Genomic DNA, 12,250 nt, shown 5'->3' on the forward strand with positions numbered 1-12,250 from the left:
CGCGACCGGCACTGACACGATCGACGAGTGCTGCTCACTCTGACGACCACACGCCGGCCCGCGACCGACCTGGGCTACCTGCTGGTCAAGCATCCCGACAAGGTGCATTCGTTCAGCGTTCCGACCGGTACGGCGTACGTCCTCTACCCCGAAGCGACCGAGGACCGCTGCACCGCCGCCCTGATGCTGGACGTGGATCCGCAACTACTGCGCGCGCAGCGGGATGCCTTCGAGCTGAGCCAGTACGTGAACGACCGGCCGTACGCCGCCTCCAGTCTGTTGGCCGCCGCCCTCGCGAAAGTCTTCCGCAGTGCCCTGCGCGGCGCCTCCAAGGACCGGCCGGAACTGGCCGCGACCGCGATCCCGCTGGAGGTCCGGGTTCCGGTGCTGCGCGGCACCCCCGACCTGGTGACCCGCCTGTTCGCACCGCTCGGCTGGACCGTGACGGCCGTCCCGATCCCGTTCGAGGCGGAACTCGGCGGCGGCAGCCGGTACGTGGATCTGACCCTGACCGGCGAACTGCGGGTCGCCGACGCGCTCAACCATCTGTACGTACTGCTGCCGGTGCTCGACGACGGCAAGCACTACTGGGTGGCCCCGGACGAGATCGAGAAACTGCTGCGCTCCGGTGCGGGCTGGCTGGCCGGCCACCCGGAGAAGGTGCTGATCGCCCGCCGTTACCTGGCACACCGTAGGTCCTTCGCGACCACCGCGTTGCAGTCGCTGGAGGCGGACCTGCCGGCGGTCACCGAGGAGGAAGCGGAGCTGCCGGTGGTCCGCCGGGCGCCACTGGCCGAGCAGCGCCGGGACGCGGTGCTGGCCGCGCTGACCGAGGTGGGCGCGGCGCGGGTGCTCGACCTGGGCTGCGGTCCCGGTGCTCTGCTCGCCGCGCTGGTCAAGGACCGGAGCTTCACCGAGATCGTGGGCGCCGACGTGGCCAGCCGGACGCTGGAGCAGGCGGCCCGCCGGTTGCGCCTGGACCAGCTACCGGATCGGCAGAAGGACCGGATCAAGCTGATCCAGACCGCGCTCACCTACCGTGACGACCGGCTGCGTGGTTTCGACGCGGCGGTGCTGATGGAGGTCATCGAGCATGTCGATCTGCCCCGGCTGCCCGCGCTGGAGGCGGCCGTCTTCGGGCACGCCAAGCCCGGCGCGGTCGTGGTGACCACCCCGAACGTGGAGTACAACGTGCACTACGAGGGCCTGACCGGGATGCGGCACTCGGACCATCGCTTCGAGTGGACGCGTGCCGAGTTCACCGGCTGGGCCACCGAGACCGCCGACCGGTACGGCTACACCGTCACGATCCGTGGCGTCGGTGAGTCCGACGAGACCACCGGCGCTCCGACCCAGCTCGCGCTCTTCAAGGCGGTGTCCGCATGATCATCGACGTTCCCGAACTCGCCCTCGTCGCCCTGGTCGGCATCTCCGGCTCCGGCAAGTCCACCTTCGCCGGGCAGCACTGGAAGCCGACCCAGGTGCTCTCCTCGGACTTCTTCCGCGGCCTGGTCGCCGACGACGAGAACGACCAGTCGGCGTCGGCGGACGCCTTCGAGGTGCTGCACTACGTGGCCGGCAAGCGGCTGGCGGCCGGGCGGCTCACCGTCGTCGACGCCACCAACCTGCAGTCACACGCCCGCGCCGGCCTGATCAAGACGGCTCGCGAGCACGACGTGCTTCCGGTGGCGATCGTGCTGGACGTGCCCGAGTCGGTGGCCTGGGAGCGGACCCAGGGCCGCCCGGATCGTACGTTCGACCGGCGCGTCCTCACCCGGATGCACCGGGACCTGCGCCGCACCCTCGGGCAGTTGGCCAAGGAGGGGTTCCGCAAGATCCACGTGCTGCGTGGGGTGGACGAGATAGCGGCGGCCGAGATCCGCTACGAGAAGCTGTTCAACGACCGCAAGGACGAGCACGGCCCCTTCGACATCATCGGTGACGTGCACGGCTGCCGTGCCGAACTGGAGTCGCTGCTGACCAAGCTGGACTACGAGATCATCCGGGACGCTTCCGGTCGTCCGGTGGACGCCGTGCACGGCCACAACAAGGCCGTCTTCGTCGGTGACCTGGTCGACCGTGGGCCGGACTCACCGGGTGTGCTGCGCCTGGTGATGGGCATGGTGGCGGCCGGCCACGCGATCTGTGTGCCGGGCAACCACGAGCAGAAGCTGGCCCGCAAGCTGAACGGGCGCACGGTACAGCTCACGCATGGTCTTCCGGAGACCCTGGAGCAGTTGGACGCCGAGCCGGCCGAGTTCGTGGCCGAGGTGCGCGCCTTCATCGACGGCCTGGTCAGCCACTACGTCCTCGACGACGGCAAGCTGGTGGTGGCGCACGCCGGGCTCAAGGAGGCGTACCACGGGCGGGCGTCCGGACGGGTGCGCAGTTTCGCGCTCTACGGCGAGACGACCGGCGAGACCGACGAGTACGGGCTGCCGGTCCGCTACCCGTGGGCCCGGGAGTACCGCGGTTCGGCCGCCGTCGTCTACGGCCACGTGCCCACCCCGACTCCGGAGTGGATCAACAACACCATCTGCCTGGACACCGGTTGTGTCTTCGGCGGCGCGCTGACCGCGCTGCGCTGGCCGTCGCGCGAGCTGGTCGCGGTGCCGGCAGCGAAGGAGTACTACGCGCCGATCCGGCCGATGTCCGCGGAGCCGGAGAAGCCCGACCAGGGCCTGGACATCGCGGACGTCACCGGGCGCCGGCACCTCGACTACGGGTACGGGCGGACCACCGTCCCGGCCGAGAACGCGGCCGCAGCGCTGGAGGTGATGGGCCGGTTCTCGGTCGACCCGGAGACCCTGATCTGGCTGCCGCCGACGATGGCCCCGTGCACCAGCTCGACGGTCGAGGGCTACCTGGAGCACCCGTCGGCCGCCTTCGCCGACCTGCGGGCCGCCGGGGTGGACCGGGTGGTGTGCGAGGAGAAGCACATGGGCTCACGGGCCGTGGTGCGGATCTCCGTCTCCGGCGAGGGCGACGCGATCTGGACCCGGACCGGCCGCCCGTTCTTCGGCCCTCGGATGGACGGGCCATTGTTGGACCGGGCTCGAACCGCGGCCGCCCCGATCTTCGCCGAGCTGGAGACCGACTGGCTGCTGATCGACGCCGAGCTGCTGCCGTGGTCGGCCAAGGCGGGCAGCCTGATCCGGGATCAGTACGCCGCGGTGGGCGCCGCCGGACGGGCCGCGTTGCCGGCCGCCCTGTCGATGCTGGAGCAGGTGGCCGGGCGTGGGCTCGACGTCGCCGGACTGCGGGACCGTCTGGCGCTGCGGTCGGCCGAGATCGACGGCTACTCGGCGGCGTACCGGGCGTACGTGAAACCGACCGACGGGCTGGACGGGGTCACCCTGGCACCGTTCGCGTTCCTGGCCGGGGCCGGAGTGACGTACGCGGACAAGGATCACGACTGGCACCTGGCCCTGGCCGACCGGCTCGTCTCCGCGGACCCGAAGTTGTTCACCCCGACCCGGCGGATGATCGTCGACCTGGCCGATCCGGTCGCGGAGGCCGCCGCCACCGAGTGGTGGCTGACACTGACCGGAGCCGGTGGTGAGGGCATGGTGGTCAAGCCGTGGATCGGTCTGGCTGGGACGGACCGTAACGGACGTCTCGTACAGCCGGGTGTGAAGTGCCGCGGCCGGGAGTACCTGCGGATCATCTACGGTCCGGAATACACCCGTCCCGAGCAGTTGGACCGACTTCGGCAGCGCAACCTGGGCCGTAAACGATCACTCGCGCTCCGTGAGCACGGGCTGGGCCTGGCCGCGCTGGACCGGCTGGCCGAGGGCGCGCCGGCCTGGCGGGTGCACGAGTTGGTCTTCGCGATCCTGGCCGCCGAGTCGGAGCCGGTCGACCCCCGGCTGTGACCACCGTGTTACTTCCCGGAGTGCACAGCGTTCATACAGGTACCGGCCCGACCAGGGCCGGTACCCTGGCTCATCGTGGACATCCAAGCGCTCAGCGAGCAGCTAGCTCTCAATCCGTTGGACCCGAAGGACCTACTCTCGGCCTTCGGGTTGCCGGGTGTCCTGGCCATCCTCTTCGCCGAGACCGGCCTGCTGGTCGGCTTCTTCTTCCCCGGCGACTCCCTGCTGTTCCTGGCGGGTGTCGCGGCCTCCGAGGTCGCCAACTCGATCTTCGGTGAGGGCGCGCAGCTCTCCATCGTCGGCCTGCTGATCGGGGCGCCGATCTGTGCCATCGCCGGCGCACAGTTCGGGCACTGGCTCGGCGCGAAGTACGGGCGCCGAATGTTCGACAAACCCGACTCGAAGCTTTTCAAGCGGGAGTACGTCGCGAAGGCGGAGTTCTACTTCGAGAAGTTCGGCCCGGCCAAGGCCGTGGTGCTGGCCCGCTTCATCCCGATCGTGCGGACGTTCCTCAACCCGGTCGCCGGCACTCTCGGCATGCCGGCGAAGCAGTTCTTCCTGTGGAACGTGGTCGGCGCCATCCTCTGGACCGACGGCATCATCCTGATCGGCTACATGCTGGCCGAGCAGATCTACGCCGCCATCGGCGACAAGATCGACCACTACATCCTGCCGGTGGTCATCGTGATCGTGCTGATCTCGGTGCTGCCGATCGGGATCGAGATCCTGCGCGAGCGCAAGGCGAAGAAGAACGGCACACACACCGGCCCGGAGGCTTCCGAGGCGCTGGGTGTCGTCGCCGCGGCGAGTGCGGCCGGGGTGGCCGAGGCCGTCCGCGACGAGTTCCACTCACACCAGCAGCCGCAGCAGTACGACGAGCCGACCACGTACCACCAGGCCGGTAACTACGGTCAGCCGCAGCAGCAGCCGCGTCAGGGCACCGTCTACGGTCAGCCTCAGCAGCAGCAGGACCCGGCCTACCCGCAGCAGGGGCATCAGCCCACCCCGCAGGGCTACCCGCCGCAGCAGCAGTGGCCACAGCAGGACTACGGCCAGCAGCAGCAGTGGCCGCCGCGAGACTGACGGAACACGAAAGGCCGGCCCGAGGGCCGGCCTTTTTCGTACCCCGCCTCACACCGTGACGGAGGTGGACCTGGAAAGCCTCTCCAGGAACTCCTCCGGGCACTCCCGGAGATCGTCCAGACGACCGGCCGACAACGCCCGGTACGTCAGCGAAGCGGCTTCCTCCAGGTTGCGGGCCCGCTTGTGCGCGAGCTCGACGGAGTCACCCATCACCACGCAACCGTGCTGACTGAGCACCAGGCAGTCGGTGCCGTCGGCGGCCATCGCGGCGGTCAGGGCGGCCAGTTCGGTGGTGCCCGGCAGCCGGAACGGCACGGTGGACACCCGGCGCAGGTAGAAGGCGTGATCGGTGGTCACGATCCGGATGCGTTCGCCGAGAGCGTCCAGCAGCAATGCCGTCTGCGGGTGCAGGTGCACCACGGCGTTCACGTCCGGTCTCGCCCGGTAGAGCGCGAGGTGCAGCGCCATTTCGCTGGTCGGTTCGATTCGCGGCGGGAGGACACTGCCGACGACGGCCGGGCCCCCGTCAGCGATCCGAACCGGTGCGAAGGTGTTGCGGCTGAGTCGATCCAGCCATGATCCACTTGCGGTGATCCAGATGGCGTCCTCGCCGGGAATGCGGGCGGACAGATTGCCGCCCGATCCACACACGAGGCCCGCCTGCACCACGTCGTAACCAACATGCGCAAGCTGATCACGCAGGTCACCGGGGACGTAGTTCACCCGTTCCTCCTCAGGTCCGCCGGCCGTCGCGGGGCCGGGGTCCTCCGCCTGGCGTCACGCCCCCATGGTCGGTGACGCCAGGCATTACCCAGTCTCGCTTCAGCGGGCCTTCTTGGTGGCCCGCTTCCGCGGCGGGGTCAGCAGGTCGGCGATGGTGGCGATGGCACTCGGCACCAGCCGGTAGTACGCCCACACACCCCGCTTCTCCCGCTCGAGCAGACCAGCTTCGGTAAGAATCCGAAGATGGTGACTAACGGTGGGCTGCGACAGCCCTAGGGGGGCCGTCAGGTCGCAGACGCACGCCTCACCGTCCGTTGCGGACTGAATGAGGCTCAGCAGCCGTAGCCGGGCCGGGTCGGCGAGCGCCTTCAGCACTCCCGCCAGGCGCTCAGCGTCAGCGCGTTCAATAGGCTCACCGGCAAGCGGCGAGATCTGAGGCATGGTCATTTCCGCCAACGCAGTTCCCACGATCTCCATCCTTCCACCAACTGCATCGATTCTCCTGCATGTCAGCAGGAACGAACCGGCTAACTTTCAGGCCGTAAGGCCGACATCGATCGCCGAGACGGCCACCCGAACACCCTCATCGGGTCCACCGAACGTGCAACGACGACTTCGGTCTCTGCCTCCTGCAACGCCTCAGTCGCCATCTGGTCGCTACCCATCCGTGTCGAGCTCTCGATCCCCGTCTCCGGGGTGAGACCGGCCACATTGCCAATTCGTCGATTCTTTCGAACCACCGATCCCCGACGATGGCTCAGCACGGAACGCGTCGAGACCATCACGCCACACTGCGCGATCATCAGTTCGCCGCACACCCCACGACCCGATGAAAGCACGACGCCACGCTGCGCGACGGACAATTCAGTGATGAATTTACCCAGGTCGTGCCGTGCTTCCATGACATCGAGCGTACTGGCTGTACAAAAACCGGAATCTTTCGCCCCGCCAGGGCGGAACGGAACTATTGACGCACGGCTTTGCCCAACTCTGTAAAGAAACTTTACCGATCCCCCGGTCGGTAGCGACCCATCTTCGGACCATAGACGCTGCTCAAAGCAGGTAATGCCCGAAGGTTACCCGCGCCATGCTCAGGATCACCTGGTAGGTGCGCTGTGAAGAGGCTGTGAACCGGCCCAATGACGTTTGTCCGTACGGGGTGAAAACACCCACCGTACGGCCGATCTCGATCTATCCGGACAGCCGATCGAGTGACACCGGCAGAAACGCACCGTACCCGTTCGAGTGACCCACAGTCGTCGATACGGAACCGCTCACTCGCCCGGTCGTGACCAGTACTCGTCTTCCGGACCCGGCGCGGACTTCGGCAGAACCGCCGGATCTGAGAACTGATCGGGTTCGAACTCGTCAGTAACAAAAGGCTTCGTTTGTGGGGCAGCCCACTCCGACGGGCTCGGCGATGCCACGAATTGGCTCGACGGCACAAAACTCGGCACGGCTCCGAAATAATCTCGCGGCGCCGCCAGTAGAAGCGCTCCCACGACGAGGTAACCCACCACCTGGGCAATGGCCACCGCGAAGTTCAGCGTGATCCACCCGGACGGGTAAGCCTGATCCAACGCCTCGCCGATCGAGCCGGCCACCGCGTCACCGGCCCGCTGAGCGGCGAGAACACCCAGAGTCCCGAACCCGGTCACCAGGCCGAGGCCGCACACGCCCACCGAGATCAGGCGGGCCAGCCGGCTACCCCGGCGCAGCGCGGCGCCGAGCACCACGAAAAGGGCGACGAAGAGCAGGGCCAGCACCGGAGCCAACGCTCCGACCAGCCAGATCACGGTGATGTAGTTCTCCGCCGCGCTCGAACCCGAGGTGGCGTCACGAAACCGGCTCACCACACCGGGAGTGACCGCGATCATGCTGATCGCATAGGTCAGGCCGGCGGCGGCCATGGCCCAGAGCAGGGCGACCGCGGTCGTCACGGCAGCCGGGCGGCCGGCAGTGGACGGCACCGCGACAGGCGTCGGCTGGACGGCGTACGACATCGATGGCTCCCGCGGGTTCGGCTGGCAAGAACCTATCGCGTACCGACCGATGAGGTGGCCGGACCGGTCCACCTCATCGGTGGACCGGTCCGAAATCGATCAGGCAGAACGCCCCGGCTCCCCGTCAGCGGACGGCGAGGCCGGCGGAGCGGCAGGCGGCGAGGCCGGCGGAGCGGCGGGCGGTGAGCCGGGCGACGAATCCGGCGGGGTGGGCGACGGGGCCGCCCACGGGTCACTGGCCGGCTCTGGAGAGAACGGCGCGGCTGGAGAGGACGGCACAGCAGGCGGGGCCGAGGTCGGGGCCGGCGGGGCGAACGGCGACGGAGTAGCCGGGAACGGCTCCTGCGGAGACGCCCACGGGTCGCTGGTCTGCTCGGACGACGGTGCCCACGGGTCGCTGGTCGGCTCCGGCGAGGAGGTCCCGGAGGAGGCCCCGGGGACGGGAGTACCGGCCTGACCCGGGTAGTGCGGCAGTCCCGGCGCGGGCTCGCCCGGCCGGCCGTACTGCTCAGGCGTGCCGAGGTGACTTGGCTGGCCCGGGTACGGCGGCGGGTAGGTCGGCTGGCCATAGGGACTCGGGTAGCCGGCCTGAGGCGCCGGATGACCGGCCTGGGCCGGGTAACCGGGCTGCCCCGTCGGGTAACCGGGGTATCCGGCCTGAGGGGCGGAGTAACCAGGCTGTCCAGACTGAGGCGCCGGATAGCCGGGCTGTCCAGGCTGAGGCGCCGGGTAACCACCCTGCGGCGTCGGATAACCGGGCTGCATCGGGTAACCGGGCTGGCCGGGATACTGCGGGTAGGGCATCGCCGGGTTCCACGCCACCGGACGGCGGAACCACACGTTCGAGGCCGGCAGCGCCAGCAGGATGAGCGCGCCGACCAGAGCCAGGACGATCACCACGGAGATGCCGGTGCTGGCGGATTCGTACCAGCCGGGAAGGGAACTGGCGAGTTGCGCGTCGATCTGTTCCTGGCTGAGGCCACCGGAGTCGGCCCCGCCGGCCAGGGTCCCGGCCGCCGTGCCACCCAGGCCGATCGAGTTGCAGCACAGGCCGAGCCCACCGAAGACCCAGGTGGTGACCCGTGACCCGTTCTTGCCGAGGTTGTTGAAGACGGCCAGCACGACGAGCACGATCGCGATCAGCGCGTAGATGATCGCGGTACCGGCCAGCACGAAGCCGATGACCGATTCCAGATCGCTGCCGAGTTCTTCGGCGTCGGCCGATCCCTGGTACGCGTCGGCGACCGCGCCCCTGATCGACAGCACTGTCACCGCGCTCACGAGCTGCATGGCGGCGACCACGAATAACAAGATCGATGAGAAAGTCACCGTCATCGGCCGGCTCGGGGCCGAGTCGGGGACCTGATATGTCGGTACGGTCACAGTGCCCTCCATTGGATCAATTCACGGTATCCGCCGGACGCCAGATCCCGCGACCGAGCCTCACGGTCGGCGACGATGTGGAAACATCGGGCAGCGATGACCCCAAATGACCGCAAAACGTCGCCCGTTCGGGTGGCGCCACGCTGGACGGCGGCCCCTAAACTTCGATACGTGGCGCCTACCTGGAAGCAGCTAGCTCCAGAGGCACGCCGTGCCCGCACGAGTCGCCCGCCCCGCGCACACGGATCCGGGGCCGAGGCAGACCGGCAGACGGCGCCACTCCGATTGCGCAGGCCGCGTGACCACACCGCGGCCGCCACAGACCTGACAAGGACCGGTGAGTCCCATGCCCCACGCCGACACGCTCGACGTCTTGCACCATGACGACACCAGGACGCGCTTCACCGACGTCCGGTACGAACTCCACCGCAACGGCATCAGAATCTGGTCCGCGGAAGGCGAGCACGCTTTCACGGACGTCCTGATGACACAGGCTTACCTGCAGCGGGAGTCGGACAAGTAAGAAAAAAAAGGGGGGCCGAGAGGCCCCCCTTTTTCATGAGCGAAAGTCAGCGCCGGAAGACCGTCAGGCCGTCCTTGGTGTCCCGCAGGTCGGCCACCACCGTGTCGCCGTCCTGGATCTCACCGCCGAGCAGCGCCTTGGCCAGCAGGTCACCGATCGACGACTGGATCAGCCGGCGCAACGGCCGGGCGCCATAGATCGGGTCGTAACCGTGCTCGCCCAGCCACCCCACCGCGGCCGGGGCAACCTCCAGGACCAGCCGCCGCTCGGCGAGCCGGCTCCGCAGCCGGGCCAGCTGGATGTCGACGATCGCGGTCAGGTCGCCCTTGGTGAGAGCGTGGAAGACCACGATGTCGTCGAGCCGGTTCAGGAACTCGGGTTTGAAGTGCGCCCGGACCGCGGCCAGCACCTCGTCGTGACGCTCCTCGTCACTCATCGTGAAATCGGCGGTCGACGAGCCCAGGTTCGACGTGAGCACCAGGATCGCGTTCCGGAAGTCGACCGTCCGGCCCTGTCCGTCGGTGAGCCGCCCGTCGTCGAGCACCTGCAGCAGCACGTCGAAGACGTCCGGGTGGGCTTTCTCCACCTCGTCGAGAAGCACCACGCTGTACGGCCGGCGGCGCACCGCCTCGGTGAGCTGGCCGCCCTCCTCGTAGCCGACGTAACCGGGCGGGGCACCGACCAGGCGGGACACCGAGTGTTTCTCGCCGTACTCGCTCATGTCGATGCGGACCATCGCCCGCTCGTCGTCGAAGAGGAACCCGGCCAGGGCTTTCACTAGCTCGGTCTTGCCGACACCGGTCGGGCCGAGGAAGAGGAAGCTGCCGGTCGGCCGGTCCGGGTCGGCGATGCCCGCACGGGCCCGGCGGACCGCGCCGGAGACCGCGGCGATCGCCTCGCGCTGGCCGATCACCTTGGCCGCCAGGGATTCCTCCATGCGCAGCAGCTTGGTGGTCTCGCCCTCCATCATCCGGCCGGCCGGGATCCCGGTCCACGAGGAGACGACCTCGGCGATGTCGTCGGCGCCCACCTCTTCCTTGACCATCGGCGGCTCGGCGTGCTCCTCCTCGGTCTCGGAGGCTGCCTCGATCTCCTTCTCCAGCGCCGGGATCACCTCGTAGAGCAGGCGGGAGGCTTGAAGCAGGTCGCCGTCGCGCTGGGCCCGCTCCTGGCCCGCCCGCGCCTCGTCGAGCTGTTTCTTCAGCTCACCGACCCGGTTCAGCCCGCCGCGCTCGCGCTCCCATCGGGCGTTGAGCGCGGTCAGCTCCTCCTCGCGGTCGGCCAGGTCGGCGATCAGGCGCTCCAGCCGGGCCCGGGACGCCGGGTCGGTCTCCTTCTCCAGAGCGAGCCGCTCCACCCGCATCCGGTCGACCTGACGCTGGAGCTGGTCCAGCTCGACCGGGCGGGAGTCGATCTCCATGCGCAGCCGGGAGGCGGCCTCGTCGATCAGGTCGATCGCCTTGTCCGGCAGGAAACGGTCACTGATGTAGCGGTCGGAGAGACTGGCCGCCGCGACCAGCGCCGCGTCGGTGATCTGCACCCGGTGGTGGGCCTCGTAACGGCCCTTGAGCCCGCGCAGGATGCCGATGGTGTCCTCGACCGTCGGCTCGCCGACGACAACCGGCTGGAAACGCCGCTCCAGGGCCGGGTCCTTCTCGATGTGCTCGCGGTACTCGTCCAGCGTCGTCGCGCCGACCATCCGCAGCTCACCGCGGGCCAGCATCGGCTTGAGCATGTTGCCGGCGTCCATCGAGCCCTCGCCCTTGCCGGCGCCGACGACCGTGTGCAACTCGTCGAGGAACGTCACGACCTGCCCGTTGGAGCCGCGGATCTCCTCCAGCACGCTCTTGAGCCGCTCCTCGAACTGGCCGCGGTACTGTGCGCCGGCGACCATCGCGCCGAGGTCGAGCGAGACCAGTTTCTTGTCGCGCAGCGTCTCCGGCACGTCGCCGGCCACGATCCGCTGGGCCAGTCCTTCGACGATCGCGGTCTTGCCGACACCGGGTTCACCGATCAGGACCGGATTGTTCTTGGTACGCCGGGAGAGGACCTGCACCACGCGGCGGATCTCGGCGTCCCGTCCGATCACCGGGTCGATCTTGCCGTCCCGGGCCAGGGCGGTGAGGTCGACGCTGTACTTCTCCAGGGCCTTGTAGGTCTGCTCGGGATCGGCGTTGGTGACCCGCCGCTCCCCGCCGCGGACCTGCGGGAACGCGCCGACCAGCGCCTCCTCGGTGGCGCCGGCGTCGGTCAGCACCGCCGAGACCGCGCCGCCCACCCGGGCCAGGCCGGCCAGGAGGTGCTCGGTCGACACATACTCATCGCCGAGCGGCTTGGCGATGAGGTCGGCCGAGCCGATCGCGTTGACGAACTCGCGGGACAGACTCGGCTCGGCGGTGCTGGCGCCGCGTGCGGAGGGCAGTTGCTCGATCGCGCGGACCGCGGCGCGGCGGATGTCGGCCGGGTTGGCGCCGACCGCGCGCAGCAGCGCGGTGGCGGTGGAGCCGCCGGTGTCGAGCAGCGACTGAAGCATGTGCCAGGGCTCGACCGTGGCGTGCCCACGGCGGCCGGCGTCGGCGACCGCGGAGGTGATCACTTCGCGGCTCTTGGTGGTCAAGCGTTCGGTACTCATGGACTCCCCTGCAGCCAACCCGACAGAC

Annotated in this window: 10 protein-coding genes; 4 read left to right on the top strand and 6 right to left on the bottom strand. The window is 69.0% G+C overall.

The features are described 5' to 3' along the window. Nucleotides 1-27 precede the first annotated feature (27 nt). The 3 genes from BLU81_RS32645 (at nucleotide 28) to BLU81_RS32655 (ending at nucleotide 4,958) form a co-directional block, all read left to right on the top strand. On the top strand, nucleotides 28-1,386 hold the full coding sequence (locus BLU81_RS32645) for a 3' terminal RNA ribose 2'-O-methyltransferase Hen1 (RefSeq protein ID WP_092549969.1): 1,359 nt from the start codon (nucleotides 28-30) through the stop codon (nucleotides 1,384-1,386). Beyond that, a complete protein-coding gene (locus BLU81_RS32650; protein ID WP_092549972.1) occupies nucleotides 1,383-3,875 on the top strand; it encodes a polynucleotide kinase-phosphatase in 2,493 nt (830 codons plus the stop codon). The genes BLU81_RS32645 and BLU81_RS32650 overlap by 4 nt, the downstream gene beginning before the upstream one ends. A gap of 75 nt (nucleotides 3,876-3,950) precedes the next feature. Next, complete coding sequence (locus BLU81_RS32655) at nucleotides 3,951-4,958, top strand: DedA family protein (RefSeq protein WP_092549975.1); 1,008 nt, start codon at nucleotides 3,951-3,953, stop codon at nucleotides 4,956-4,958. Nucleotides 4,959-5,006: 48 nt separating this feature from the next. Here the strand turns inward: BLU81_RS32655 and BLU81_RS32660 are convergent, their stop codons facing one another. From BLU81_RS32660 to BLU81_RS32680, 5 genes are all read right to left on the bottom strand, one after another. Next, nucleotides 5,007-5,681, bottom strand: coding sequence for a class II aldolase/adducin family protein (locus BLU81_RS32660; RefSeq protein WP_092549978.1), 675 nt, complete (start codon nucleotides 5,679-5,681; stop codon nucleotides 5,007-5,009). A gap of 99 nt (nucleotides 5,682-5,780) precedes the next feature. Then, nucleotides 5,781-6,158, bottom strand: coding sequence for an ArsR/SmtB family transcription factor (locus tag BLU81_RS32665; protein ID WP_092549981.1), 378 nt, complete (start codon nucleotides 6,156-6,158; stop codon nucleotides 5,781-5,783). Nucleotides 6,159-6,208: 50 nt separating this feature from the next. Beyond that, nucleotides 6,209-6,583 carry a hypothetical protein gene (locus BLU81_RS48710; RefSeq protein ID WP_157751866.1) on the bottom strand — a complete coding sequence of 125 codons (375 nt, stop codon included), beginning with the start codon at nucleotides 6,581-6,583 and terminating at the stop codon, nucleotides 6,209-6,211. A gap of 372 nt (nucleotides 6,584-6,955) precedes the next feature. Beyond that, on the bottom strand, nucleotides 6,956-7,684 hold the full coding sequence (locus BLU81_RS32675) for a hypothetical protein (RefSeq protein WP_092549987.1): 729 nt from the start codon (nucleotides 7,682-7,684) through the stop codon (nucleotides 6,956-6,958). Between the two features lie 99 nt (nucleotides 7,685-7,783). Next, nucleotides 7,784-8,974: a hypothetical protein gene (locus BLU81_RS32680; RefSeq protein WP_157751867.1), complete on the bottom strand. Its 1,191-nt coding sequence runs from the start codon at nucleotides 8,972-8,974 to the stop codon at nucleotides 7,784-7,786. Between the two features lie 439 nt (nucleotides 8,975-9,413). On the opposite strand from BLU81_RS32680, the gene BLU81_RS48715 reads away from it, so the two are divergent. Continuing rightward, a complete protein-coding gene (locus BLU81_RS48715) occupies nucleotides 9,414-9,590 on the top strand; it encodes a hypothetical protein (protein WP_172890661.1) in 177 nt (58 codons plus the stop codon). 46 nt (nucleotides 9,591-9,636) lie between these two features. On the opposite strand, the gene clpB is transcribed toward BLU81_RS48715, so the two are convergent. Further along, a complete protein-coding gene (gene clpB / locus BLU81_RS32685) occupies nucleotides 9,637-12,222 on the bottom strand; it encodes an ATP-dependent chaperone ClpB (RefSeq protein ID WP_092549993.1) in 2,586 nt (861 codons plus the stop codon). Nucleotides 12,223-12,250: the final 28 nt, after the last annotated feature.

Source organism: Actinoplanes derwentensis, assembly GCF_900104725.1.
GTDB lineage: Bacteria > Actinomycetota > Actinomycetes > Mycobacteriales > Micromonosporaceae > Actinoplanes > Actinoplanes derwentensis.

Coding starts and splice junctions, on each gene's coding strand:
- BLU81_RS32650 (WP_092549972.1), top strand. CDS start 1,383: ATGATCATCGACGTTCCCGAACTCGCCCTCGTCGCCCTGGTCGGCATC.
- BLU81_RS32665 (WP_092549981.1), bottom strand. CDS start 6,158: ATGGAGATCGTGGGAACTGCGTTGGCGGAAATGACCATGCCTCAGATC.
- BLU81_RS48710 (WP_157751866.1), bottom strand. CDS start 6,583: ATGGAAGCACGGCACGACCTGGGTAAATTCATCACTGAATTGTCCGTC.
- BLU81_RS32675 (WP_092549987.1), bottom strand. CDS start 7,684: ATGTCGTACGCCGTCCAGCCGACGCCTGTCGCGGTGCCGTCCACTGCC.
- BLU81_RS32680 (WP_157751867.1), bottom strand. CDS start 8,974: ATGCAGCTCGTGAGCGCGGTGACAGTGCTGTCGATCAGGGGCGCGGTC.
- BLU81_RS48715 (WP_172890661.1), top strand. CDS start 9,414: ATGCCCCACGCCGACACGCTCGACGTCTTGCACCATGACGACACCAGG.
- clpB (WP_092549993.1), bottom strand. CDS start 12,222: ATGAGTACCGAACGCTTGACCACCAAGAGCCGCGAAGTGATCACCTCC.